We start from the raw sequence: 25,539 nt of genomic DNA on the forward strand, positions 1-25,539 counted from the left end.
ACGCTCGCCAAGGGGTTCAAGGGCGTCGAGGGCGCCATGCAGTCGACGGCGCGCACCGCGTCGAGCGTCGTGAACCCGGCGTTCGCCGCCCTGGGCGTCACCGGCCTGACGGCGGGTGCGGCCGTGGCCGGAATCTCGGCCGCGCTCAACAGGCTGACTGGCAACCTCACGGGCCTCGGCCAGCTCTCGCGCGAGACGGGCGTGGCGGCCAAGACCCTCCAGGAGTTCGGCGCCGTCGCGGGCCGGTTCGGCATCGAACAGGACGCGGTGGCGTCCGCCACCAAGAATTTCGCCGCTCAGATGCGGACGTTCGCGAAGGGGACGGGCGACGCCTTCAACTGGGTGATCCATCAGGGCACGAACGCCGCGGGTCGCAAGGCTTTTCAAGATTTCGCCACCGACCTGCAGCGCACGGGCGACGAGGGTGAGAAGCTCAAGAAGGCGCTCGCCTTCATGGAGACAATCCGCAACCCGGTCGAGCGGGGCATCTTCGCTCAGCAGTTTTTCGGCAACCAGGACCTCGCCCGGATCGCGGACGGCCATCTCGGCAAAGTGGTCGATCTGTTCCAGAAGGCCCGCGAGAAGATCGGGACCTTCAACCCCGACGACATCCTCAACGCCGAGAAGTTCGACCGGTCGGTGAGCAGCCTCAAGAGCTCGATGCAGCGCCTTGGCCAGACGATCGCCCGGGAGGTGCTGGGCCCGGCTACCGACCTCACGACGTGGGCCGACAACCTCGTTTCAGGTCAGCGCGCCGACGTGACCAAGTCGCTGCGCGAGGGCCTGCAGGGCGTGAAGAAGGAGCTCGCCGAGATCAACTGGAAGCAGGCCGGCGACGACGCGGCCGAATTCCTCAAGGAAGGAACCAGGCTCGCCGGGTCGATGGCCCACGCCTTCCACGAGATCGCGGAAGCCATCCATGCGATCCGCGATGGCAATGTCGCCGGGGCCGTGCGCGGCCTCGACGGGGCATCGGGGCCCCTGGCGCGCAAGCTGGCGCCGATGCCGGGCGACGATCTGCTGGATAAGCAGGATCGCATCGCCCAGATCAAACGGCAGCTGCAGAACTTCGAGGGTCTTGAGGGCGCCGGCACAGCCACGGATCGGTCTCGCGACCAGGCCGCCAAGCTGAGGCAGAAGCTGCAGGAGGCCGAGGGTGATGCGTCCCGGCTTTCGGGCCGCACGCCCGATCAGAAGCAGAAGGACTTCGAGGCGTCGGAAAAGCTCCGCAAGAGCGTCGACAGCCTCACCGACGAGATGAAGGCGAGCCGCGGCGGCGCGACGGTCCAGAAGCAGTCGATGGATACCCAGGGCGGGCTGTTCGGTGGTGCTACGATCCAGTCGGCGGCGTTCGGTGGCGGTGGTGGTTTCCGGCGGCCGGGCGGGTTCGGGGGCGGCGCAAGCCTGCCGGGTGGCGGTTCGGGGCCCGGCTACGGCGGCGAGCAGAGACCAGCGGGTGGCGGTCGGTTCAACGGCCTCGGCGGCTCCAAACCCAGCATCGCGCCGATCGGCCCACGGCCGAGCGTGCCGTCTATCGGCGGCGGATCTCCGATGCCATCAGCCGGTGACGGCTCCATTGTTACGCACGGTCACCGCTGGCGGACTGGACCCCGCACAGCAGAAGGCAAAGCTCGGGTCCAGTCTTGGCTCGACTTTATGCAGCGGCCCCTTGAACAGGGTGGGCTTGGTGCCGACGCCGGGACGGCTCGTGCCATGGTCGGGACTATGCAGGGCGAGTCCAGCGCCGACCTCAACCCAAAATCGATCGGCACAGTTGGCGAGATCGGTACTGCTCAATGGTACAAGGATCGCGCAGACGCGCTCCGCAGAAAAGCCGCCGGGATGGGCGTGCCTTGGTATGATGTTGGCGCTCAGCAGCAGCACTTTCGGGACGAGGTGACGACCGGCAGATACCGTGGCGTATGGCAGAAAATGCTTCGGACAAAATCCGAAGATGAAAAGATGTGGATCGCCATCGATCAGTTCGAGAGCCCAAAATATAAGAAAAAGGCTTTCGACTTCAGGATCCCTAATCTTCGGCAGCTTCAGCGAGATGCATCCCGCGGCCAAGGGCCGACAGCACAGCGCGCGGACGGCAGTCCCATCACCCCAACGTTGCCGGAGCGGGCCGACGGCGGCGGCTGGGCAGCCAGGGAATCGGCACGGAAGACCTTTGAGGCCCAGCAGGCTGAGGCCGAGGGATTGCGAGCCGGCGGAGCCAGGGTCGCTGCCTCTGCCGCTCGCGCTGGCGTTGTGGCCATGCCTTCACTGGAAGCGAACGGCAGCGTCGTTGTGAACGTGCACAAGCCCGGTCCCGAGACCCGGGTGGCGACGACCGCTAGCGGCAAGCTGTTTCAGGATGTCGTGCAGCGCAGCGGCGCGCAGATGCGGCGGGCGGATTGAGGCGCCGCATTCGGCGAAGCTTCTGTTGCCGCTTATGTCTGGCGTGCGGCGGCGCACAGCGGTGTACAATCGTGCGCAAAGCGACGGATCGATCGTGCGCAATCTTGGTTGCCAGACGCTTCAGGAGTTTCCTGCCGCACCACGCTCGACAGGAGATCGACTTGATCAAGTTCGCCCTCGCCACCGCTATGATTGCAGCTCTGGCGACCCCGGCCTTTGCCCAGGCCGTTATTGAGTCCCCGACCAGCACCACCGTGATCGTTCCGCCCGGCGCACCTGGCGTCGTGACGCGCCAGCCCGGCTCGACCGGTGCGGAGACCGCTGGCACGTACTCGCCGACTGGCCGGGCCGCCGATGGCATCGCCACCGATTCCGCGGCTGCCGGCAACGAAGGCCAGCCCTCGCGCCTTGGTTCCACCAGCAGCGGCGGCGGGAAGTGATCCTATAGTCACATCATCGGAACGGCACTTGCTCTAGCAGACGCCAGTTCGTTCCTGAGACCACGAACCTCCTCAGCCCGCCCGGTTCGCCGCGGCGGGCTTTTCTTGGTCGATACACCTAGCAGCCAGAGCGGCAAGAAGCGGACCTAACCAGGATATCGCTGTCGCCGATTGTCATGACGCTGATAAGCTGCTCACCGCGCTTCCAAAGCATCAAGCAGGCTGCCGATCCGAACGGAGCGCAGCTCTCGGCCTCAGGGTAGGTCTGGCAGGTGCTCTCGCGCTGATCGCATGATCTGTTCGACGCTGGTACCGGTTGCCAACCCAGGCTCAGAAGCGAAACTCGGGCATCTGTGTAGAGGGTATTGGGTTTGAACTTCGGCAGCGGATCGGCCGCCTCCACCCCACCGGCAGCGACGACGAGAGCGAGGGCGGCGAGGGCTGTGCGCATGGCGTGAGGATAGCCTTTTGAATTGCAGATCGGGCGCAACTATAGATTTCTGGGTAATAAAATTATAGTATGTCAATGCTGGTCTCGAAATCTATTAAATAACTCATCTGCACTGGCTTTTATAGCTGCCAACGACTCCGCGTCGGTTTCCGTTATGGATGCATTGTCATTGTGCTGAGCAGTCTCATCTTCAGATTGCTCTTCAACCTTTGTGCGTTGATCATCCTCTTTTTGTTCCTCAAGCCAGAATTTTCTGAAAGTGCGATAAGTTTCCGGCAGTTTGTGGTCTTCAAAAGCCTCGCTTTTTCGCAAAAGATATGGAGGTTCTATCTTCTCATCTTTCATAAAAGCATCGAGAAATGTCTTTAACAGATGAGGTTTGGCCTCTTTGTCTCCACTGATTGATTGTTCAAAGGCTCGAACTTCCCTCCGAAAAGAGCGCCTTTCGGTGTCTATCGAGATTACAGGGTATGGACGCCCGCCAATCACGCCCTTTAGTGCTTCACGTCCTTCATATGTGAAAACGAAAGTGTAATCGCCAAGTGCACATATATCAGAGAGCAAATAAGCAGCTTCAAGAGAAAGTGCGAGCCTGTCTGAACTCGCATTTTTTGCTACTCTAAATCCCGCATCGATTTCTTTGCCCAAAAACTCAAACCGAGATGGCTCTTTATCCCCCTCTTGTTCGATGGGTTCATGATCCTGTAAGCCTATTGGCGAGGCATCGACCTCTACATGCTTCAATGCAATTGGAACGGTAATGTTCGGTGCCGGGAATGCGGCAGTCCACGCCACGCCCTTGACGTCTAATTCTATCTTGCTTGCCTCAAGGAAACGGGAGTAATACTCTAAAGTTCTGATGAATGCCCAGACGCATCGACCCATATGCTGTGAATGGACTAGCCTAATGCAAAATATTATTTCGTCGCCTACAGTCTTCCAGACCTGCGGGCAAAGTCCTTCGCTGGCATCTCCACTGATGGGCGTTTTGTCAAATTCTCTCTGAAGTGACTTCGGAAACTCACGGTAGAAATGACGGGTTTCATCCACCCATCGCTGCCGCGCTGTTCGCTCTACCAGATCCTTGCCCTTGCCTGCTTTGTATGCTGTCGACCCTACCAAGTCGACTGATAAAAACAGGCGGAGCCGATACTGCGGACAGACAGGCAATTCAAAAACCTTTTGATTACACCGTCCTGAGTCTTATCTTGGCGGCATGTAAACTCACGCCGAATTTAGCAGACAGTTCCGACACATCATTGTCGCATAATGTTGCCGCTTGACGAAAAGCATCCGCAGGCATGAGGAAAGCCGCAGCGAACCAGTTTGCTTCCCACTCTGCTCGCCTTTGTATTGCGTCGGTTTCATCAACCCAGCGCGTGGCAACCATCATCTTGCCCGGATGCCGCTTTCGAACGAGAGGGAAATGTAGAAAATAATGCCCTAACTCATGCGCTATGGTAAAGCGATCGCGTTCAGACGACGTCATTCCAGACATAAATATGGTAAAGTTTCCAGAAGGCTCGACGTGTATTGAGTCAGCGCTTTCCGCAGTCCCAAACAACGGGCGATACGCTAGGCGGCCATCTATTTTTTGGAGAATAGGATCAATCGGCTCGGCAGGGATATACCCCAAGTGTTCTGCCACCGCCTCGGCAAACGTATGCACCTGCGGTTTTTGCAGCATGCATGGGATAGGGCTAACCGGCTCCACGGAACACCTCTCTCCCTGCCTACGCGGGCTTCATGGAATCTGTCCAGGAGAACAGGCAGAGAACACACGGGCTATGTAAGTCAGACTCACCATATGCAAGTGCTGGAGCACACATGTTGGCGAAAAGGCCGCGTCGGTCTTCAAAGGGGCAGCCTCACTCCAGATAGCCCTTCGCCTTCAGATGCTCGATGAGAAGCATCAGTTTGCTCCCTCAGGATCCACACGGTGCCGCGCGTAGCCCTGGCCGGCGAGCCAGTCCGTGAGGACGTCATGCACAGCCTACCAAGCGTGCAGCAGGTGCCCGCCAGCCAACACCACGATGATGAGGGCGACCGCTGATACGGCGAACTTCTCTGCCGATCCGGACACGCGGTAAGGGCGACGCCGACTCGCCCGCGGCTTCAGGGCTATGATTTTTGGATCCGACAAGTGCTGGGTCAGGCTGTCGGGTAGCCTGCGCTTCGATCGCCCCCTAGCCATGTTCGCCTCCCTACGACCGCTTTGCATTCAAGGCTTCCTCTACGGGTCGATGGATGGCTTCAGGCGAGTACCGCGACCACGCCACCGGCAAAGAGTCCGGCTACCAAAACCGTGAGCTGGGGGTGTTCACAGCCCAGACCGTTGAGGATGTTCACGGCTCCCGCCAACACTGCGAGGACAGGGAGCACCATCGCGAGCAGCGACGTCCTCACCTCAGCTAGCCCCTCGCCTTCGGCCATTTGGTGCGGAGCATCAGCTTACCCCCTCCGGATCCTCGCGGTGCCGCACGTAACCCTGGCTTGTAAGCCAGTCCGAGAGGGCCAGCCGCGGTCTAATTCCAGTCGTCATCATCGGCCGGCGACCCAGGCGGCAGAGGTCCATCACCGATCACACCAGGATCACCGTAGTTGAAGGGCGGTCCGTCGAAGCCGACTACGCCTTCCGGATTATCAGGCGTCACGTTCGGGTCGACACGTCGGCCGCTGTCTTCCGGAATACCGAGGCGCCGGTCGAGCCGGTCCATGCGCTTGAGGTCGTGCTGGATGGGGATGTCCTGCTGCGCTTGCGCCAAGGCTACGGGGCTGGCCACCATGAGCAGCAAGGCTGTGACGGTGCTGCGCTTCATTTCAGATAGCCCTTCGCCTTCAGGTGCTCTGCCACTGCCTCGCGAATCGCCTCCGGCCGCGACGGCTTCGGCTCGGGATGCTCAGCAATCCAAGCGTCGAGTGGCTGCAGGTGCTCAGGCTGCACGCGCACGCCGATGAAGGTGCCAGTCTGCTTTGGGCGAGGTTTGCGCGGCACGTTCATGTTATCACGAGTTGACGGGCTCGGGATCTGGTGATAACACGAGATCGGCCCGGCGGGAAGGTGGAAGCTCCCGCACCGGACCTAACCTCACCACTCTGTTTGGGAGAGCGGCATGGCTACCCACGCCCATAGCACACGCACGCCCTTATTACCCCTGTCCCGCAGCGCCCCACCCTTATTAGGCCAGGGGCTCGGCAGGCAGTCGGGCCCCGTCACCCAGGCCATCCGCGCGATGCGGGCGGCCGATCCCGCCAATCAAGCCATTGCGGCCATTCAGGACGGGTTGGACCGGCACTTCGCTCAGGCGGCCAATCCAGTTTTGGATCCGCCCCAGTTCACACACGGCATCCGCGCTCTGTCCCGACCCGAGCTCGAAGATCTGATCGGTGGCCTAATCGATCTTCTCGACGCCATGGATGGCGACGCGGACCGCGAGCCAAACTCCGACCACGAACCAGATGTGGATCGTGAACCCGACGAGCAGGACGGCTGCGCGGCCGAGTGGACCGGCCGGGGCGCTCACTACTTCAACAGCGGGAGGGCGGCATGAGCGCGCCCAGTTCCCAGCCTGACCTCAGCATCACGCTGCTGCGCTTCGAGGAGCCGCTGTTGGATATCCAGCGGCTCGGGAAGCTGATCCGCCACCTAGGCGCTCACCACGACGATACCCCCGCCGACTGCCTCTACACCCTTGGCTGCGCCATCGAAGACGCCGCTGCGCGCCTGGCAAAAGGGTGGGAGGCTGCTCGCCGTCAGGAGCAAGCGGCTCGGGAGAACGGACGATGACCGCCTCCACCCGCCGCGCCGCGCTCGGCGCCATCCTCGCCGCCCCGCTGGCATCCGTGCCGGCAGTCGCCGCTGATCCTCACGTCTCCCGGGAGGCGCAGGCCCGCGCGCTCTATTGTCGTCACCGGGATACCGAGTGGGGATGGGGATCGCCTAACTTCTCGCCGGCATGCGAGGCGGCTTCAGAAGCGCATGGTGCCGTCATGCACTACGCTAACGAGGCCTGCACGCTGCCACCGCCGACAACATTCGCTGGCCTTGGCGTACTGGCCCTGTCGATCGCACTCTCCGAGGAGCAGGCCTACAGCGACGCCAGTTGCGTCGACGCCGATGAACTCATGCTCATGGCGTTGGTGCAGGCGGTGCTCTCGCTGACGGGCACAGCGCTGCCGCCGGACTACCGGGGCTTTTGCTACCATCCGCAGGATGACGTGGCATGCACCTGATCAGCCCGTTTATCGTCACGGTAGCGTGGTGGCAGACGCGGCGGGTCCGACAGGCCACCCGGGACCTGCGCCGGGCGAACTACTACGCCACCCGGAGCCTGCGGACATTGATCGCGGTCGGGCGAGGTCCGATCCCGCTCACAGCCAGCGGGGTTCCGGCGCTCCCACCGATGCCGGCACTGTGTCGGTAAGGGGGGTTGCGAAACGCCACCCCCTTCGCCGGTCCCCAAATCCGGGGAGCACGAATGCGAAACGGTTTCGCTTTTCGAAAACGGAAACCGTTTCCGTTTTGCCTTCGGTTCAAGTGGCCAACTTCGCTCCTTGATCGAACGAGGAGTCGCCAAGCTGGCGAAAGCTAAGCTGAGCTTAGCCTTTAGCGGCACACACGGTCACGGCGGTAGCCCCAGAAAAGATGCCGTTAGACTCCGCGATCATTTTTGCCGCTTCTTCACACGCAGGCTTGCTGCTGAACTCGATGGACCCGATCGCCGAGCCCGAGCCTGATCCGGCCAGCATGATGATGAGCACGTAGACCAAGGCATCCTCCTCAGTTCGAGGATGTTACCTACGCCATTAAACGTCGCTCGCGCATCCGGCGTGGGCGGCTCTGGCCGACGCGAAACAGCACCATCGTTACCCCACCTGTTACCCCAACGGATCCCGTCGAGCATTTAGCAGGCGTAACATGAAGCTAAGTCATTGTTCCAATTGGTGCCGGTGGAGAGGATCGAACTCCCGACCTTCGGTTTACAAAACCGCTGCACTACCGCTGTGCTACACCGGCGGACGCGCCGAAACCGTTGGAGAAGCTGGCGGTTTCGGTGCATCAGGCGTGGGTTTGACTACGTTTGAGGGCGTTTCGTCAAGGCGCACGGCCCGGCGGATTGCGTTCGCCGCGCGTTCGTTTGGCCCGGCACGGGCGCGCAACACCCTGGGCCTCGCCTCGATCGGGGGCGGGGCAGGACCCTAGCTTGTGCGGCGGGCCGTCCACCGGCCCGAGCACGAGCCGAGGCCGGCCAGCGACCACCGCCCGGTCCCGCCGGATCCGCGCAGGCGGCCCGACACCATCACGCTGGCAAGGCCCTTCCGGATCGTGCCGCTGATCCGGCCATCGGCCGTGGTGCGGCCGGATGCGTCGACCCCGTTCCCTCCGGCATCGTCCACGGTCCCGTCCCGGATGACGATCGGGTAGAGGTAGGGCCCGGTGCAAGCCCCGGTGTCGGTCGTGGCGACGACCGACCAAGCTCCGTCGAAGCGACCAGCCGCGAGGGCCGATGTCGATGCCCCGCCAAGAGCCAGCAACAGGGTGGACGAAAGCATGGCGTCACGAAGTCGGATCATGGTCTCCTCTGTCGATCGAAGGGGTGGGGCGGATCATCTCGGGCGATCGCGGTCCTGCCGTGCGCTTCCGCCGGATCGGGCCGTGGAATCGCCGCAGGACCGGGCGTCAGAAGGCGCGCGGCATCCTGGAACACGCAGATGGGTGTGAGCCCGCGCGGTTCCTTGAGACGACAATACTGGTAGGCAAAACTTTTTCGCTGTCGCGCGAGCCAGCCTCGATCGGCCCCCGGACCCGCGGAGCGTGTCCCGGTCCGGCCGGCGGCTCCGCCGATGAGGCCGGGCGCTCAGGCTTCAGCGAAGACCACGCCGAACCGGGCGCCGGTGCGCCGGACGACCCTGCAGCGGCGCGACGTCTGGTCGATCGCGGTCAGAAGCGTGAACGTTTCGGGTACGGCGTCGTCATCGCCGGCCTCCAGCAGCGCGCCGGTATCCGACATGTTCCAGACGAGGCAGCGCAGCCGCCTGCCCGTGTCGGCGACCACGATATGCCCGGCGCTGAAGCAATCCGTCCTGCCCGAGAGACGCTGTTCGGCTGTCATGTTCGACCTCAAGAATCCCAAGGTTGGACAGATAGGCCACGGTGGCTTCGTTCGCTTGAAGGCAGCGCACGCAGCGTCGCGTAGCTGTCTTCACGCTTACCGCCGTGACAACAGGTCCTGACAACTTGATCGCTTCGGGCAGGGGCCGTGCCCGATCGCATCGCAATCGTGCACAGCGCTCCGACTTTGCCTCGGCGCGCTCCTTTACGCCGAACCGGCATCCGCTTCGGCAAAGGCTGCTTGAGCGGGCCGTGCCGCTTGCCGAGGTGAGCCGGCCACGCGTCGGCCTGCGCGACCCCGGTCGTAAGCCGCTCTTCAGGCTGGAGTCGCGTCCGCGTCGTCCCCGCCGGTGGCCCCGGTTGCCGGACCCGGCCGGTAGGCGTCGAGCGTCGCGTAGGCATCGGTGCCGGTGAGCCCCAGCCGCTCCATGTCGGTCAGCAGCGCCTGGATATCGGGGTCGACCGGCTCGCCGGCCTCCTTGCGCTCGATCAGGGCGTTGACCAGCTCCAGATCGTCGATCGCCTGTGCGCTGGGTTCGTTCGAATCGGGGAAGGCCATGGCCGGTCTCTCGCTGGATGGCCCCCGGACGTAGGTCGCCCCATGGGGTTCGGCCATGGGCCGCTCGCGCGCCGTGAGGGCCGGTGATCAGGCGGCCAGGGCGCGCCTTACCGTGGCCCGCAGGTCCGCGAGCGAGAAGGGCTTGGTCAGCACGTCGGTGACGATGGCGTCGAGCCCGCGCGCCCGCTCGCGCTGGTCCGCGAAGCCGGTCATCAGCAGGATGGTCAGGTTCGGGAAGTCGCGCTTGGCCGCCAGCGCCAGGGCGATGCCGTCCATGAGCGGCATGCGGATGTCGGTGAGCATCAGGTCGAAGCCGCCATCGGCCTCGTTGAGGCGGTCGAGCCCGTCGCTTCCATCGTTGGCGGTGACGACCGCGTGTCCGTCGATCTCGAGCCCCCGCTTGAGGAAGCCCCGGACGGTCTCTTCGTCATCCACCAGGAGGATGCGCGCCATGGGGTCCCGTAAACGTCCTCGATTCCCGGGTCCCCCGTCGTGACGACGTCGGCCCTTGACAGACGACAGACGCAGACCTGCCCGCCGCCTGTCAAGACGCCATGCACCGAATACAGGCATATCGACGGCGCCTGCGGCGAAAATGCCGCGTCGCCCCGACGGACGCTACGGATCGAACAGATCGGGATCGCCGCTGTCGAAATCGACCACGCCCACGAAGGGCAGCTGCCGGAAGGCGTGGGCGGCGTCCATCCCGTAGCCGACGACGAACACGTCGGGGCAGATGAAGCCGACGAAATCCGCGTCGATGGTCACGGCGCGCTTGCCGGGCTTCTCCAGCAGGACCGCGGTGAGCACCCGATGGGCGCCGCGCGCCATCAGCAGATCCTTGGCGAAGACGACGGTCCGCCCGGATTCGAGGATGTCGTCGACGAGCAGCACGTCGCGCCCGCGCACCTCGCTCTGCACGTCCCGCAGGATCTCGACCTGTCCGCTGGAGACCGTTCCGGTGCGGTAGCTCGACAGGTGCACGAACTCGACCTGGGGGGCGAGCCCGACCCGGTGCAGCGCCCGCAGCAGATCGGCGGCGAACATGAAGCTGCCCTTGAGCACCGCCACGACCAGGAGGTTCTCCGGCCGTGCGGCCAGGATCTCCTCGGCGAGTTCGTCGTTGCGCTTGGCGATGGCCGCTTCGTCGAAGAGGGTTCGCACGCGCCGTTCGGGAATGCTCATCTCATGTGTCCCGGTAACCCGGTCGCGGGACGCAATCCGCCGCCGCGCTCAGGGGCGGTCTTAGCGTCCCCGGGTCGCGGGGGGAACTGCGGATGCGCATCCAAGGCACCCCAGCGTCATCGAGCGAACCCCAAACGCAAAAGGGGCCGGCGATCCGCCAACCCCTTGCGCTGTCCGGCTGAATGGATGGTACCACCGCCCCGGCTCGAACGGGGGACCCCCAGATCCACAATCTGGTGCTCTAACCAACTGAGCTACGGCGGCACTGGCGGGGGGTGTATCTAAGTCATTGTTCTGAATTATTATCCACCTGTCTAAGGGTCGACGCAAACCGCAAGAAATGCGAAACACGTCGTGCGCCTGCTTCCTGTGTGCTTCCTAGAGATGATCCTGTGCGGCTCACCAAAACCTCCATCGGGGCGCTTGCGCTACCGATCGGCAAGAACGAACTCTACGCCTGGGACGACACGCTGAAAGGCTTTGGCGTGAAGCTGAACGCGGGTGGCTCACGGAACTACCTGATCCAATACCGCGGCAGGGATGGACGCACGCGGCGGGTCGTCGTCGGAAGAGTGGGAACTCTCACGCTTGATGAGGCGCGAAAGCGCGCTCGCGATCTCCTGAGCGGAGTTCAGGTCGGCATCGACCCTCATGCAGAGAAGATTGCTGCCAAGGTGGGGGTAGCGGTGACACTCAGCAGCGTCGCCGAGGCGTATCTGAAACAGGCCAAAATTCGGCTGAGATCACGATCTTTTGTAGAGGTAGAGCGGCATATCAAGCGTGACTGGCAGCCGTTGGCAGGCATGCCGGTGAATGAGATCAGGCGAGCGCATGTCGCCGCACAAATCAATGCAATCGCAAGCGATGGCCACCGAATCAAAGCGGTTCGCGCCCGGTCCGCGCTCTCGGCAATGTTCACTTGGGCCATGGGTGAAGGACTCGCAGAGGGCAACCCAGTCGTAGGAACCAACCGGCCGGCGGACGAGAGGGCGCGGGACCGTGTGCTGAATGAGGAAGAGTTGCGCGCCATTTGGCAGGCGTGTCGGGATGACACTTACGGGCGGATCGTGCGCCTACTCCTGCTCACTGGCCAACGTCGTGACGAGGTTGGATCGATGGCGAGGGCCGAGCTAAATTTTAGCGCCGCCGTCTGGACCATTCACTCGGAACGAACGAAGAATGGTCTAGCGCATGAGGTTCCACTGTCCCGTCCGGTGCTTGAGATCCTGGCGACTCAGCCACGGGTTGAGGGCCGCCGCCCGATGTTCGGTCATGGTGTAGGGGCGTTCAGCGGGTGGTCGAACTCGAAAGAGCGCCTTGATAGGCGGATCACCGCATCCGGGATCGCGATGACACCCTGGCGACTTCACGATCTTCGAAGGACGGCGGCCACCGGCATGGCCAACCTTCGGGTATTGCCACACGTCATAGAAGCTGTGCTGAATCACGTATCCGGTGCAAAAGCCGGGGTCGCTGGGGTCTACAACCGGGCGACCTACGCTCGGGAAAAGCGGGATGCCCTAGACCTATGGGCCACACACGTTCTGGCGCTTGCCTCGCCGGGATGAGCGACACTGTTGATGCTCCCCACAGGCCAGACCTGCAAGCCTTAACGGGTTCTGAGCGCCTCCCGCAGTTCGTCTAGTAGTGTCAGCCATCGCCAGGCCGGAGCCGTGGCGGATCGCCCGCCGATATCCCGCTCTCAAACCTCCAAGCTCGGAGAATGGGGCGTCGCCGTCCCCACATAAAGAGACGTAGCGAGTTGGCGAAAGGACCAGGGAGCGTCCGGCACCGCCCTATCAAACCGAAGCACCACGTCGAAGCGATCACTGTCCCACTTAGTCGGAACGCCGGGGATGATCTGTCACCCTCCAGGGCCAGGATCAGGTCGATGACCATAGCCGGGGTCCCAAAAAAACGATCACCTCCCGATGGCAGATAGGGCCGAACCCAAAGCTTTGAAGGACCGCGAGGGATCAATGGCAAGCCGATAATGTCGAAAGCCTGATTCGATATTTCCGAGATGACAGGACATACTTCTAAGAGAAGTGTCATCCACTTACAACGTTGCGCGGATTTTGGGCCATCGCCCGTGTTTTCACTTCTTCAGATAGATCCCTTGTCTTTGCGGCATCGCGAGCAAGAGGAATAGAGCGACTTGCTGCAGACTCGCGTATGATGTCTGCGCAGACCTCGAATGCCGCCCGGCAACGTTCCTGATCCCACAAGATTTCATTCAAGTGCGCACAATATGCCGCAATCCGCTTGTCAGCGACAGGCGGGAGCGCAGATGGCTCATATCGATACCTAAATGCATTCAGGAGATGAAATTTGAAGGACCGAAGCTTACGTTCTTCGCCGACGAGTCGTTTCAAAAGCGCATCGAATCGATAGAAAGCCAACGAGGCCGTGTAGTAAGGCTCTGGCCGATGCTCGCTTTTGAACACACGGTCCTTGACAGAGGCCAAAAGCGTTCCTTGATAGCGCCCCGCTTGGTACGCGGCATCAAGAAACATAGAAGCGAAGTATTTTAGTTGCATCCCTACGGGAACAATACGCGACTTCTCGACGTCTAGCTGTCCCGCATATTGTTTTGACCGTCGCTCATAGTATAGTTTTTGATCTTGCGGAAAACCACCATAATAATCTTCCAAATTGCGCTGAAATTGTGTCAGGGCAAGTAGGTCATTTTCATCAATCGGTGTTTGCCTATTAGTTGATTTAATAACTTCCTGCGTTATTTCTTCGTCATCGGTGTGTATCAATTTAACAGGTATGAGCAAGGCATCTGTAAGGCTTTGCTGTTGCGCATACAAAACGTGACTTGTCTGACATCCATTGACCACTTGATAATCGCGCAATGTAAAAACGTCTCCGGTTGTTGAAATCTCGCGGGACACAATCGTAACACCGTTATTTCTTAACGCGAATTGATCCAGAGAACCGCCTGTGATGGTGCTAGTAATACCAATGTTTACCGGGTTCTCGCCTTGAAAATCTCTTACATTGTCGATAAACACGGACTTCAGTATATTGCCGTCCTCATCCGTAATCAACTTGATGTATTCGGTTGCAGGCAGAACTCCAAGATAGGAGGCCCGAACACTCTTAATTGTCGGGAGGACCACAAATCTACCGAACGTAATATCCCGGCTGACGCTACTTTTTGTGTTCCTGTATAACTCATGAAGCTGCTGCGCGCCGATCGGCGTATATTTCACGTCTTTGAAAAGATTTGTTTCCATTAACTCGCGCACCTTGCGATTTATGATGGAAACTAAATATTCGTCATTGCTCCAATGACCCGTAGTGACATAGAAAATGCGACACTCAGGATTGCCTTTCAAACGGGCCGCAGACTCGTAAACCCGTCTTCTAATTTCAACCAGTCGTTTGATATCGTCGCTCACAGGAAGCGCCGGCTCATCGTTAAAGATCGCGTTACGCAAATTGTCGCCTAGAGCGAGAAGTGCCGATCCCTCGAAACGAGAACTTCTCTTGGCCTGAATGAAAACGAACTCAACATCCAGATAGCCATTAAGATTGAGCAGGTCTGTCACTCCATCCGCATCGTCGATAATACGACCGTTGACTATAACAGCAAACGCGTCAATGCCGAGATCTGATATTCCACCCGTTACCAAGTCTTCCGTGTCGAAGTCATCGCTGAACCGAGAAGAAATAACGGCGAATGTTGAAAAGTGCTCAAACTGCTTGGCTTCGTCGAGTTCATCAAGGCCGTTCTGAGCGACAAACTCTCGCATCAATGCGGTGCTGATTGGATCCACCGACAGCCTCCTAAAAGGGCTCAATCTCAACTTTGCACGGCAATTTCTAGGAAGGTTGCCTACAACTTCTTATTCAGGTCGAGGTCGCTTGCTGAGTGACTTGTTGGAGTAAGTTTATTCGAGACAGAGCAATGAGACGCTCCGGCCCGTGGCGCGTGTCCTTTTAGGATCCGCATTTGCTTCATGAGACGGCATGGCGGGCGGATCTTGAAGCTGACAAGATGGGGGCATTCATCGCTACCTACGGTTACGCTCGGGTGAGCAGTTCAACACGGAGCTTGGCCATTCAGCAAGAGGCGTTGCGTGCTTCAGGTTGTGATGTGATTCGAACCGACGGCCGCGCTGGGACCAAGCTGGAGGGCTGGACCGAACTGGAAACGATTATCGGGCCGATGTCTGACCGGCATGAGCGAGTCTGAGGCTTATCGACCGCCCCATCGCGGCCCTTGGTGCCCTTGCTACGCGACCTACCCGACGTAGGTGTCTCCCGGGGGAACAGACAGCGGTTCACATGATGCATCGAACAGCGTTTTCAGCGGCAGTCCTGGTATGGCTCGCTGGCGCTCCGCTGGCGTTAGCGGCGGGCAATCCGGTGTCTGTGCCAGCCAAGTATGATGGGCGATGGACCATCAACGCCACCACTATGAGTGGGTCATGTCCTGCCACCCTGAGCCTCGAGATGAATGTCGCGAGCGGTGAGGCGACCGTATCCTCAAGCATCCTGTATTCAGTCAGTGGCGGGATCTCACAGGCTGGAGCTGTGAGAGGGACGATTTCGACAGCGGCAACGACGGCGCTTGTGATGGGAAGGGTCGAGGGGGATGAGATCGGCCGGGGCACGTGGCGGACCCAGGATGGCAGTTTGCTGACCTGCAGCGGTAGCTGGACCGCACACCGGGCGTGAGTCTCCGCGAACTAAGACCCTGCTGACCTGTTCGTCCATTACGGGGCGCACTGCTAGCCAAGGCGGGTTCCTGGACGGCACCGTGGGACGGAGTAGGGAGATATGACTGACGAGATCCCGAACGTCCCTGGTGGTCCTCATTTACGCACCGTGGCGATGCCACGCGACACCAACGCAAGCGGAGCCATTTTCGGAGGTTGGACCGTCTCTCAGATGGATCTTGCCGGCGGGACCTTCGTCGCTCAACGCGCCCCGGGCCGGTTCGTGACTGTGAGCATCGAGGCCATGCGCTTCCTAAGGCCGATCTCGGTTGGGGACGAGGTAAGTGTCTACTGCACCCTTCAGGAGGAAGGCGACACGTCTATAGCGGTCAAGGTCGAGACCTGGGTGCGGGATCGATCCGGCACTAACCCGGAGAAGGTGACTGAGGGCGTGTTCACCTACGTGGCTCTAGACGAGGACGGAAAGCCTCGCGCTTTGGACGGTCGTGATTTCTGATTGGCCAGAACGTAGGTTGGCTCTGAGCGAGGTAACACTCGCATCACGAAGGTCTCTGACCTCAGTCGGGCACCGACACAGATGTCGTTAGGCAACAAGGTATTGAGAGTGCCTACGTCGCAGGTGGCCAGGCGAACCGGAGCCGTTCCCCAACGTTTGCATCTCATGGAACACGTTTTCTGTCGCATCGTGATCAGTGCGCCGGAGTGCACGGTCAAAATCGAGTCTGACACTGAACGGAAAGCGGGGGAGGCTGCGGAAGCTATCTTGCGGCTTTCCAGGGGAAGAACTCAGGCCGTCACCATCGAAATTGAGTGCTTAGATGGTCCGGCCGGCGACCGCATCCTGAACTACCTTTCAGATTTAGCAGACGAGTTAGAGCGTGTCTGAAGTTCTTTCACGTTTAGAACTTTGTATGCTGAAACAATCTTCAAAAGGCAGCATCTGCGTTAGAACGCAGGACCCGGATGTGAATAATCTTGCTAAAAACAACAGGCTTGAAAGGTTTGTGGTTAGCATCGCCAAGCACTAACTGAAGAGTATGATTCCCTGGAGGAAGTTCTATCTTTGTTTCTGTTTGGCCGGCTCCAAAATGGAGATATTTTTTGTTTGCGGGCAAAGCCTCGGTGGGATTGATGGGGTCTGTCACATCTATAAGAAGATGATGATGTCCCATATTTGATGCCGTATCGCCGGCGTGAGTCACGCCCATATTTTTTAGACCGAACCGCACAGTTATCGGACTCCTAAGCTTTGCGCCGTCTCTCGGTGAAATGAGGTATAGTTCCGCATCAGCGGGGGCTGGCGTTTGCGCATAGCCTGGGCTGCATAACAGCATCATTCCAGTGAAGCACATGTAACCACTCAGATTATTCATCGGTTTTTCTCCCCGGTTCCGCTGATCGCCACTCGGAACCCATGGGTGGGATAGCGGACACCGCTATCGTAGTGTTCACGGCTGCTGACTCTCACATCGTCTGGGTCACTGAGCCAGGACCCGCCCCGTAAGACGTGCTCTCGACAATTCGGAGTCTCCCAAGACCCAGTCCGTGGCGCCCCATGGTAGCTACTGTGCCAACAGTCCGAGACCCATTCGGAAACCCCGCCGCCCATGCCTTGTAAGCCGAAGGCATTTGGTGGCAGCGACTCGATCTGTATCGGCCTCTCGGGATCGTGTGGCGTTCCGCATCCTCGGCAATTGGCGTAGCCAGGCGTCATCTGCGCACCCCACCAGAAGGCAGTGACAGTTCCGGCACGCGCTGCGAATTCCCACTCCGCTTCTGTTGGCAAACGATACGGCCTCGATGTTGATTTCGATAACCAGCCAACGTATTGCTGGGCATCATTCCAACTGATATTTGTGACTGGAAGATCACTTCCGCCTTCCGGCCGATATTTGCATTCGTTTGCCGCAATGCACGACTGCCATTGAGCATATGTTATAGGTATACGGCTCAAGGCAAAAGGTGCAACAACAGCGAGGTGAATTGGTTTTTCGGTGAAGTCCGACGAACTTCCCATTCGAAACTCACCGCCGGGGAGATTGAGCATATCTGGACAGTCGGAACATTCGCGAGACCCCTTAGTTTGCGAGGACGGCTTCGCTTTTTGTAGGGGTGGTGGCGTGATCGCAGCCACCATCCGAGGTTCTGAAAGCGATATGAGAGGGGGTGGAACCACTTGGGCGGGGCTAGCGGTATCCGCTCGCGCTTCCGACGAAACAGCTTCGATGACTTTAGCCGACGGAGGCCGCGGCGGAACATTCGCTAAAGGAATTTCAGTTTGGCGAGTCGTGACGGATGCGACCACTGGATCAGTATTAGTGTTGCGGTTGGCATACCAGGCGCCCCCACCAAAAGTCAGTGCGCAAGCACCAACGAGTGGAACGGCCGTTCGAATTAATCGCTTCAAGCGGGGCTCTGCTTGTCCGACAGCAGACGGATCAGGCAGAACTCGGTAGATTCGAACTGGATCAGTGATATTCTTAAGCCGCTCATCGCCAAGAGATTGATATCCGCAGACAAGCTTATTCTTGATTTGCTCGTATACGCCCCCGGAAATGTTCACATCCCCCGGCTTAGCTGCGGTTTGCAACCTTGCGGCAATATTTACACCATCCCCAAATACATCGTCAGCTTCGAAAATGATATCGCCAAGATTAATGCCGATTCGATATTGCAACCATTGATTTTTGTCCGATACTGTCGAGTTTCGCGCAGCTATCGTTTGTTGAATCACAATCGCGCAACGGGTCGCTTCAAGCGGGCTATCGAAGACGGCTAAAAAACCATCACCCATGTGTTTAACGATTGATCCGCTGTGCTCCGTAATGGTTGGATCAACGATGTCGCGTTTGTAGCGTGTCAATCGAGCATGGGTCCCTTCCTCGTCATGCCCCATCAAGCGACTATAGCCTGCGATGTCAGCGGACATGATAGCAGCAAGACGGCGCGTGCTGGCGAAAGGGTGAGATGATGTTTCTTTGATCATGTGGATGGACTTTCTGGACCACCAGATTTCGCAGATGTGTCAAATCCTATTTTGCGCTATTGAAATTCATTTGAGCCGAACATATCAGTTTTTGATGCCGAACGCTACTGGGCGAATGCCATTAATATATTCATTACGCCTTTTAAATCCAATATGACTGTTTGATGATTGTCGAATGCCGCTTGAAACTTAGCGACTATGAAGTTTAGATAGAATTGATAGTCTATCTACTCATTTGTTCAATAAACGTAAGTAGGTTCATAAACTCAGGCCTTGATACTGCTGGCTGAAGGGTAAGCGGAGAGCAGCTCGGCGCCTGCGACCGAACGATCGCTCACCAGTTGGTTGGACGGGGATGCGAATTATGCGAATGAGCTCTCGGCAACCGGAATTAGTATTCAACCGGTGGGGTCAGTTGACTCAAGCGTGTCCGTTGGCCCAACTATCTAGGCATTTCAGGGTGGAGCGAGGCGCCGTGTGGCCCAACTTTCCTCGCTTGGGGCGGCACTTAAGGCGACGCGGCGCCCATGCATGACCCAACTTCAACTTGCTGACGCGGCCGGGATCAGCGTTGCGACCGTTCGCAATTTGGAACGGGGGCGGGGCACGCTCACAAGCTGGTCGACGGTGTTGCGGTCGGTCGAGCACGAACTGCGAGGTCGCAGCCTTGTCGCTGGTCCCACAGGAACCGCGCTTGCCACCTTACGGCGCCGTCGCGGATTGAGCCGGCGGGCGCTCGCTCGCATGCTTGACGTATCGCGCACCACATTGGCCGTGCTGGAAGCAGGTGGTCCCGGTCGCTTGGAGACGCTGGAAGCCTACGGTGCCACAGTCGGTGCCGGCTTTTATTTAGCGCCGATCGGCACGACGGCTGGGTTCTACACCGGGACCGGCAACAGTTCTATCTTTCACGGCTGGGAGACACCTCGCGAGCTGATAGCAGCCTTGGAAAGCGTGTTTGGCCGGTTTGACTTGGACCCATGTGCAGCCTCGACCGACGTTAGTCGGGCGCGGGTGAAAGCCCGGGTTCGGCTGACTGTGAGTGACGACGGTCTCTCGATGCCGTGGCGGGGCCAGGTCTTCGTGAATCCACCCTATGGACGCCAACTCGGCAAATGGGTGGCAAAATGTGCCGCCGAGGCGTCTGGCGGTGCTGTGGTAGTTGGCCTTGTGCCGGCCCGCACTGATACCCGTTGGTGGCATATGAACGTAGCTGGCCCAGCAGACGTGTTCATGCTTCGGGGACGGTTGAAGTTTGGAGACGGCGCCATGCCGGCGCCATTTCCGTCTGCGGTTGTGGTGTGGGGTGCGAGCGCAAAGCAGGCAGCGCAGGTCGGCGCTGCTCTCCCCGAGGCGTGGCATGTGCCGGCAGAAAAATAGCTGGCTGATCTGACAGAAGCTACTTCCCTAAGGGTCCTCTTCCGACCCAACCTAGTCGTACAAACTGCTACGAGGGCTGCCCAAAACCGGAGGTAGGCTTGGGTCCGTTCAAACTACGAAAATGACCCGTTGCGGACATCGGAGACGTCTGCTTTCGGGCAGTCTATGGATCGGCGTTGAGGGCGAACCCACCTATTTGTCACCCCAAACTTCATCTGTTGTCTGGTCTATCAACCACGGAGGCAGACTACGATTGAAAGCCAATCGGCGCTGAATCAGCATCCACCTCTAGTTCGAGAAATCATGCGGTATGCGTGATTTGCGTAAATCTTAGAGGTGGGGTTAGTTCGAGTGCCGATCCCCAGGTTAGGGTTGAGGACGAGGCGGCCGCACCGGACCCCGAGGGCGACGAGGACAGCCTGTCGTCTGATGATCTGTTTGACTGGTTCCGGGCGTTGCCAGGATCAGAAGGGGTGGGTCGGATAGGGGGGGGAATTCGTCAACCTCCTAGCTCCCTGTCCAAGGACAGCGAATCGCCTTCCTCCGGTTGATTGATTTTCCGCTACTTCCGTGCGGCGCGTGAGGGTTTGGCCGCCTTCCGTGCCAATACGGTCGTTACCAGCCTAGTCCCGTATGTCGCCGCAGCCTGGCGCACGACAACGAACTGCCCCAGTAGAAATAAGCAGTAGCCTATCTGGACCGTCCTGGCGCTGATGAGGAACACGGCCGCCGTGCCGAAACCCAGCAGGAACAGGAGCGCGAACGCTGCATAATCTCGCGTGAACAAGAACTCGCGGTGAACCTGGATGATGGCGGCTTCGCCCTCCATCTCCTTGTAGATGCGGTACCATGCGCGGTTCTGGTCCGCGGGGCTCTCCGGCCATTTTTTGCCAAGTGCCTTCTTCAGGCGTTCGAGGTCGATGCGCGGGTCGGCCGGCGCGTGCGCGCTAAAGGCGCGGTTGCCCGGCAGCGCGTGATGCCACCGCAAGAACACGAGGCGCGCTTTCACGGCGGCGCTGAGCAGCCCGTTTGCCACAGAGGTGACGATAAGCGCCAACCCGACCGGCAGGAGGTTCACTGCCCCCGTAAGAAGGCCCTGCCATCCCACCGACGCCAGGGCATCGGATTGGGAGATGACGTAGAACAGCGCGAAATTGGCTGCGATCGTTAGCCAAAGTGGCCAGCGATTCTGATCCTTGAGAGATTTTGGGGGCGATTCACCGCTCACGTATACTCTTCAACCTCGGTGTAAAACGGCAGTCCGGTAGCCGTCGAATATCCGGGGCGGGGGGCAAAGCCGCCCCAATAAACCTTCTTTCCGCCCTGCGTCGCGTAGATGCGTCCACCGCGGCGCTTGAAGGCGTTGAGCACGATACGCCGCGGGTGCTGGTCGTCGTTGACCGGCGCCGAGACGTAAGCCGAGTACCGCTCACCTGTCCCCTGCGGCAGCTTCGGGCCGATGAGGCGATTGAGCACGGTCGGCCCGCTGTTGCGGCGGCTGCCGTGATGCGGGATCTGCACAAAGCTAAACAGTTGGAGGGGCAGCCCCGCCTTATCTGCATAGTCAGCCGACCACCTTAGGCCGTTCAGGCCAGCATCGCCCGTCAGCAGCACCGTGTTGGCGTTCTCGAAAGCGCCATACAGCACGACGCTCGATTCATTGCTGGCGCTCGTTACGCCGCCGTCCCGCAGGCGCTCGTTGTCCCAACTCTCCGTGGTCCAACTCTGAATGGCCGCTCGCGCCGCCTCGACCATCTTGGTGATCGCAGACTCCTTCCGGATCCACATGCCGGCCGCTTCGATCGCGGCCTGGTCGGGGTCGGGCGTCTTCTCGAATTGCGGCAGCAGATGCTTGTAGGCGTGCCAAGTGGGCGAGCAGACCCGAAAGGGTCCGATGTCCTTGCCTTGGAACGGGTAGTGCAGCGTCGTGCCCTGAGTGCGCGCAAGGTCTACGACCTCGCTGATGATATCGTATTCGGCTTTGATGGCCGTCCTCAGCCCATCCTCGGTCCACTGCTTGTTCTTGAACAGATGTCGGACCTCTTCAGCCAACAACCAAGGGATGTGCAGCCACAGGTTTGAGACACTGACCCTCTCAAGCACCGTTCGCAAACCGGAGGCATGATCGGCGTCCGAATGCGTCAGCAACACGTGTTCCAGAGATGCATCCTTGCCGAAATTAGCGTGCAGATGCTCAATGATTTCCTCGCCCGTACTGGCATGGCCGCCGTCGATCAGCATCAGCTTAAAATCATGATCGTAGCCGTAGCGCACCACGATAGCGTCGCCAGCCTTCGAACCTGCCCCTACCGGCAAGAATTCAATTTCACAGTGCATGGCCCTCGTTTCCTTGAGACCAACTATGAAGACGTCTAGCTTTGACAAGCCGGAGGTTCGCTTTTCGTTCCTCGGAAGGTAACGCCGTTCCGTCGGCTGCACGCCGATGCACTGGCAACGACCCTGCGGGAGCCCAGGCCGGCCTCGTGAGGCGCCGCCAGGCTATTTTAGAGGGCTATCGGTTGGTTACCGTCGCCCGGATGGTTTCGTAGTCAGCCCTCAAATCGCGCCCGTATAGCTTCCAGACCCGTGCATCCTTCCAAATGGATGTAGCCGCCGACGGATAAGCTTGTCGGTAATGTCGTTAGAGCTTCGCAGTCCATCAGCCAGAGGTCTCCCCCGACAGATAACTTATTCGGCAGCGCCGCCAAATTTATGCAACCTTCGAGATGGAGGCCGCCACCAACCGACAAGTTTTCCGGTAGCATGCTCAAGGCTTCACAGACCGCCGCGTCAAGCTCGCCACCGACGGAAAGGCCGTCCCCAACGGCCCTCAGCCCTCTGCAGCCAATCAAATGAAGGCGGCTTCCAACCGACAAGTGACTGGGCAACGCACTTAAGCTCAAGCAATTAGTCAGCCATAAGCCGCCTCCGACGGACATCCTTTCAGGCAGTGCGGTCAAACCAGTGCAGTTGTCGAGTAGAACACTTCCCTTGGCTCGAAAGCCAGCGGGGAGCTTTGTCAGGCGTGCGCAGCCCCTGAAATCAAAACTTACGTTCAATTCGTAGAGCTGTGCAATTTCCTCGGGCAGCTCAGTGAGGCCGTAGCCGGAGAGATCTAGACCCGTTTTGCCATCCCTGATGGTCTCATGAATCGACCGCTTCGCCGCTTTGTAGGCTGCACATGGGTCTAAACGAAGATTCCGCATCTCCAGCCCCGTGAACGGAAGCTGGGCTGCTGATGCTTCTGGGATTGGAGCCATAGGGGGACCTCCGAGCTACCGGGCAGTGACCGCAGCCCGGATCGTTTCGTAGTTAGCGCGCTTCAAGACACGTCGAGAGAGAAGCTCCTCCGTCGGGGTGTAGGGCCGAATTTAATCGGTCGGGCCTTCAGGAAGTCCCGCCAGTCGAGCGCCCTCGACGATATGCTGATATTCTTTCAGGAAAGTAGGATTTCGAGAATAATCAGCCTTTGCAAGAGCAGATAATGTCAGTCCAGGCATCAATTTAAGCACATTATCAATTGCTTCCTTCGCTTCTTCTTTATGCCCCAACTAGGCATGTGCCACCGCAAGATCAATATATGAGAAATAGTAAGGCACATGGCCTACCGATTTGTTACACCAATTTATAGCATCGTCCCAGTGCTTTAGATGGGTGTGGGCATGACAAATATAATATTCCCACGCATTAATTAGCGGGTCTTTCGGACTAAGTCTGATTGCCTTATCGACATGCCCGAAGGTATTAGCAGCCTTTCCATTCCAAAGTTCTGTTATTCCCGCGAGTGCGTGAGCAATTGCCATATTTGGGTTATATTCCACGGCAACGGCAATTTCACACAATCCTAGCTCAAAATCTTTCGTTGCTCGAAGTGCTTCTGCTTTCGCGTAATGGGCCATAGGACTTTGCGGGTTTGCTGCCAAACCTTCGTTTGCTAGTTTTAATGCAATCTGACTATCAGCAACAGTGTCCTTGCTTACTTTTGTATTGACGGCTTGAGAGATGGCTCGCGCAAGTCCAATCTTCGCTTGAGGGTTATTTACATCTATGCTCAGACTCTGCTCGAACTTACTGCGAGCCTCTAATGTATTCGCGGGCGTTCTTGCCCGATTCATAGCAGCCCAGCCAAGCATGTTAAGGTCGGCAGCCGTGGGATTTATAGCTCCATCCCTGAGGACTCGAAGTCCCTCTGCTTGACTAAGTTGAACGTCTAAAGATCTTGCTAGTCTCGCTACAAACTCGGCCTGGATTTCTCCCAATCGGCTGCGCTCGCCGTCACATCTATCGGCCCATATATGTGCTCCGGTTTCTGTCGAGATTAGCTGCGCATTAAGAACCACGTGTTCACCGGTTCTTCTAACACTTCCTTCAAGAGCGTAGCGAACCCCCAGGTCTCGCCCGACCTGTTTCACATCAACGGCCTTACCCTTGTAGGTGAAGGCCGTGTTACGTGCGATCACGAAACTTCCGGCGAGATGTGACAGGTCGGTGGTAAGGTCCTCGGTCAAACCGTCGGCGAAATATTCCTGGTCGGGATCGTTGCTGAGATTGGCGAAAGGAAGCACCACTAGGGAAAGGGGTGGCAGGGGCTTCGGCGGTAAGCCGTTTTGGACGGCAAGCGTGTTCTCAAGAGAAGGCGCTTTTGCACGTGTGACCGACCAACCATAGGAGCCCGCAACGGCTACGACGACCGTTGCAGCTAGGGCAATCGGGACCAGACCGCGACGGCGCGGAAATTGGGACGTTGATGCGAGTGTCTGCCCCTGGCTTGGCTCAGAGGCTTCCTCATCCTCTTCCTCATCGTCGGCTAGTGTCAAAGAGCGGACGGCATCGGCAGACAAGGCGAACACGCCGATCGGCCGAGCGATATTTTTGAGTTCCAGCTTGCCCTTGTCCTCGAAACGGTAGGCCAGCTTGTCCCGGACTTGTTCATGGACGGACCGTGACACACACAGACCCCCAGGCTCCGCTAGCGGTTCGAGCCGAGCGGCTACGTTTACGCCGTCACCGAAAAGGTCACCGTCGGGTTGAGCAACAACGTCGCCCACGTTGATGCCGAAGCGGAGCTTGAAGCGTCGGCCCTCGGACAAGGCCGGCTCCCAGTTGGCCATAGCGCGTTGGATGCGAACGGCGCAGGAAACGGCTCTCAGCGGGCTAGGGAATTCGACCAGCAGACCGTCGCCCATGGTCTTCACAATCCGGCCCTGAGCCGTCTTGGTAGCGGGGTCAATGAGATCGCGACGGAGTGCTTTCAGGCGCTTGATGGTGCCAGCCTCATCTAAGCCCATGATACGGCTGTAACCAACGATATCGGCAACGAGAATTGCAG

Annotated in this window: 24 protein-coding genes and 2 tRNA genes; 7 read left to right on the forward strand and 19 right to left on the reverse strand. The window is 59.2% G+C overall.

All coding sequences use genetic code 11. The annotated features are described in order from the left end of the window. The first annotated feature begins 36 nt into the window (after positions 1-36). Both OXS49_RS13665 and OXS49_RS13670 read left to right on the forward strand, forming a co-directional pair. Positions 37-2,403, forward strand: a complete 2,367-nt coding sequence (locus tag OXS49_RS13665; RefSeq protein WP_267424916.1) for a phage tail tip lysozyme — start codon at positions 37-39, stop codon at positions 2,401-2,403. A 161-nt stretch (positions 2,404-2,564) separates the two neighbouring features. After that, positions 2,565-2,843, forward strand: a complete 279-nt coding sequence (locus OXS49_RS13670) for a hypothetical protein (protein WP_267424917.1) — start codon at positions 2,565-2,567, stop codon at positions 2,841-2,843. Between the two features lie 523 nt (positions 2,844-3,366). On the opposite strand, the gene OXS49_RS13675 is transcribed toward OXS49_RS13670, so the two are convergent. The 4 genes from OXS49_RS13675 to OXS49_RS13690 all read right to left on the reverse strand — a co-directional run bounded on the left by OXS49_RS13675 (position 3,367) and on the right by OXS49_RS13690 (position 6,295). Continuing rightward, complete coding sequence (locus tag OXS49_RS13675) at positions 3,367-4,344, reverse strand: hypothetical protein (RefSeq protein WP_267424918.1); 978 nt, start codon at positions 4,342-4,344, stop codon at positions 3,367-3,369. 136 nt (positions 4,345-4,480) lie between these two features. Then, positions 4,481-4,981 carry an ImmA/IrrE family metallo-endopeptidase gene (locus OXS49_RS13680; protein ID WP_267424919.1) on the reverse strand — a complete coding sequence of 167 codons (501 nt, stop codon included), beginning with the start codon at positions 4,979-4,981 and terminating at the stop codon, positions 4,481-4,483. A gap of 838 nt (positions 4,982-5,819) precedes the next feature. Beyond that, positions 5,820-6,113, reverse strand: coding sequence for a hypothetical protein (locus OXS49_RS13685; RefSeq protein WP_267424921.1), 294 nt, complete (start codon positions 6,111-6,113; stop codon positions 5,820-5,822). Further along, positions 6,110-6,295 (reverse strand): hypothetical protein, encoded by a 186-nt coding sequence (locus OXS49_RS13690; protein ID WP_267424922.1) that lies wholly within the window; start codon positions 6,293-6,295, stop codon positions 6,110-6,112. Before OXS49_RS13690 ends, OXS49_RS13685 begins: the two co-directional genes overlap by 4 nt. A gap of 112 nt (positions 6,296-6,407) precedes the next feature. On the opposite strand from OXS49_RS13690, the gene OXS49_RS13695 reads away from it, so the two are divergent. From OXS49_RS13695 to OXS49_RS13705, 3 genes are read left to right on the forward strand one after another with little or no spacing between them, the layout of a single operon-like run. Next, positions 6,408-6,845 carry a hypothetical protein gene (locus OXS49_RS13695; protein ID WP_267424923.1) on the forward strand — a complete coding sequence of 146 codons (438 nt, stop codon included), beginning with the start codon at positions 6,408-6,410 and terminating at the stop codon, positions 6,843-6,845. Beyond that, entirely contained in the window at positions 6,842-7,081 is a 240-nt protein-coding gene (locus tag OXS49_RS13700; RefSeq protein ID WP_267424925.1) for a hypothetical protein, read from the forward strand. The genes OXS49_RS13695 and OXS49_RS13700 overlap by 4 nt, the downstream gene beginning before the upstream one ends. Next, a complete protein-coding gene (locus OXS49_RS13705) occupies positions 7,078-7,527 on the forward strand; it encodes a hypothetical protein (RefSeq protein WP_267424927.1) in 450 nt (149 codons plus the stop codon). Before OXS49_RS13700 ends, OXS49_RS13705 begins: the two co-directional genes overlap by 4 nt. Positions 7,528-7,893: 366 nt before the next feature. On the opposite strand, the gene OXS49_RS13710 is transcribed toward OXS49_RS13705, so the two are convergent. From OXS49_RS13710 to OXS49_RS13745, 8 genes are all read right to left on the reverse strand, one after another. After that, positions 7,894-8,064, reverse strand: coding sequence for a hypothetical protein (locus OXS49_RS13710; protein WP_267424954.1), 171 nt, complete (start codon positions 8,062-8,064; stop codon positions 7,894-7,896). A 172-nt stretch (positions 8,065-8,236) separates the two neighbouring features. Continuing rightward, positions 8,237-8,311, reverse strand: a tRNA-Thr gene (locus OXS49_RS13715). A 182-nt stretch (positions 8,312-8,493) separates the two neighbouring features. After that, positions 8,494-8,868 carry a hypothetical protein gene (locus tag OXS49_RS13720; protein ID WP_267424929.1) on the reverse strand — a complete coding sequence of 125 codons (375 nt, stop codon included), beginning with the start codon at positions 8,866-8,868 and terminating at the stop codon, positions 8,494-8,496. 284 nt (positions 8,869-9,152) lie between these two features. Beyond that, a complete protein-coding gene (locus tag OXS49_RS13725) occupies positions 9,153-9,407 on the reverse strand; it encodes a PilZ domain-containing protein (protein WP_244001851.1) in 255 nt (84 codons plus the stop codon). Between the two features lie 315 nt (positions 9,408-9,722). Then, positions 9,723-10,022: a hypothetical protein gene (locus OXS49_RS13730; RefSeq protein WP_244001853.1), complete on the reverse strand. Its 300-nt coding sequence runs from the start codon at positions 10,020-10,022 to the stop codon at positions 9,723-9,725. Positions 10,023-10,052: 30 nt separating this feature from the next. Beyond that, on the reverse strand, positions 10,053-10,418 hold the full coding sequence (locus tag OXS49_RS13735) for a response regulator (RefSeq protein ID WP_147940768.1): 366 nt from the start codon (positions 10,416-10,418) through the stop codon (positions 10,053-10,055). Between the two features lie 165 nt (positions 10,419-10,583). Beyond that, a complete protein-coding gene (gene hpt, locus OXS49_RS13740; RefSeq protein WP_244001855.1) occupies positions 10,584-11,150 on the reverse strand; it encodes a hypoxanthine phosphoribosyltransferase in 567 nt (188 codons plus the stop codon). Between the two features lie 187 nt (positions 11,151-11,337). Then, a tRNA-His gene (locus tag OXS49_RS13745) sits at positions 11,338-11,414 on the reverse strand. Between the two features lie 128 nt (positions 11,415-11,542). On the opposite strand from OXS49_RS13745, the gene OXS49_RS33635 reads away from it, so the two are divergent. Continuing rightward, positions 11,543-12,718 carry a tyrosine-type recombinase/integrase gene (locus tag OXS49_RS33635; RefSeq protein ID WP_267424933.1) on the forward strand — a complete coding sequence of 392 codons (1,176 nt, stop codon included), beginning with the start codon at positions 11,543-11,545 and terminating at the stop codon, positions 12,716-12,718. Between the two features lie 483 nt (positions 12,719-13,201). Here the strand turns inward: OXS49_RS33635 and OXS49_RS13755 are convergent, their stop codons facing one another. Beyond that, positions 13,202-14,938 (reverse strand): AIPR family protein, encoded by a 1,737-nt coding sequence (locus OXS49_RS13755; RefSeq protein WP_267424935.1) that lies wholly within the window; start codon positions 14,936-14,938, stop codon positions 13,202-13,204. A 1,006-nt stretch (positions 14,939-15,944) separates the two neighbouring features. On the opposite strand from OXS49_RS13755, the gene OXS49_RS13760 reads away from it, so the two are divergent. Beyond that, complete coding sequence (locus OXS49_RS13760) at positions 15,945-16,340, forward strand: acyl-CoA thioesterase (RefSeq protein ID WP_267424937.1); 396 nt, start codon at positions 15,945-15,947, stop codon at positions 16,338-16,340. A 430-nt stretch (positions 16,341-16,770) separates the two neighbouring features. Here OXS49_RS13760 and OXS49_RS13765 read toward each other — a convergent pair whose 3' ends face one another. The 6 genes from OXS49_RS13765 to OXS49_RS13790 all read right to left on the reverse strand — a co-directional run. Continuing rightward, a complete protein-coding gene (locus OXS49_RS13765) occupies positions 16,771-17,196 on the reverse strand; it encodes a DUF4399 domain-containing protein (RefSeq protein ID WP_267424952.1) in 426 nt (141 codons plus the stop codon). 17 nt (positions 17,197-17,213) lie between these two features. Continuing rightward, positions 17,214-18,830 carry an SUMF1/EgtB/PvdO family nonheme iron enzyme gene (locus OXS49_RS13770; RefSeq protein ID WP_267424939.1) on the reverse strand — a complete coding sequence of 539 codons (1,617 nt, stop codon included), beginning with the start codon at positions 18,828-18,830 and terminating at the stop codon, positions 17,214-17,216. Positions 18,831-20,772: 1,942 nt separating this feature from the next. Beyond that, entirely contained in the window at positions 20,773-21,438 is a 666-nt protein-coding gene (locus OXS49_RS13775; protein ID WP_267424941.1) for a hypothetical protein, read from the reverse strand. Then, a complete protein-coding gene (locus OXS49_RS13780) occupies positions 21,435-22,547 on the reverse strand; it encodes an MBL fold metallo-hydrolase (RefSeq protein WP_267424943.1) in 1,113 nt (370 codons plus the stop codon). Before OXS49_RS13780 ends, OXS49_RS13775 begins: the two co-directional genes overlap by 4 nt. 212 nt (positions 22,548-22,759) lie before the next feature. After that, positions 22,760-23,470, reverse strand: a complete 711-nt coding sequence (locus OXS49_RS13785; protein WP_267424945.1) for a hypothetical protein — start codon at positions 23,468-23,470, stop codon at positions 22,760-22,762. Positions 23,471-23,761: 291 nt separating this feature from the next. Further along, positions 23,762-25,539 (reverse strand): adenylate/guanylate cyclase domain-containing protein (locus OXS49_RS13790; protein WP_346016945.1); only part of this gene is annotated, 1,778 nt, incomplete at its 5' end.

The sequence above is a fragment of the Methylobacterium sp. GC_Met_2 genome, from assembly GCF_026540795.1.
In the GTDB taxonomy this organism is placed as follows: Bacteria; Pseudomonadota; Alphaproteobacteria; order Rhizobiales; family Beijerinckiaceae; genus Methylobacterium.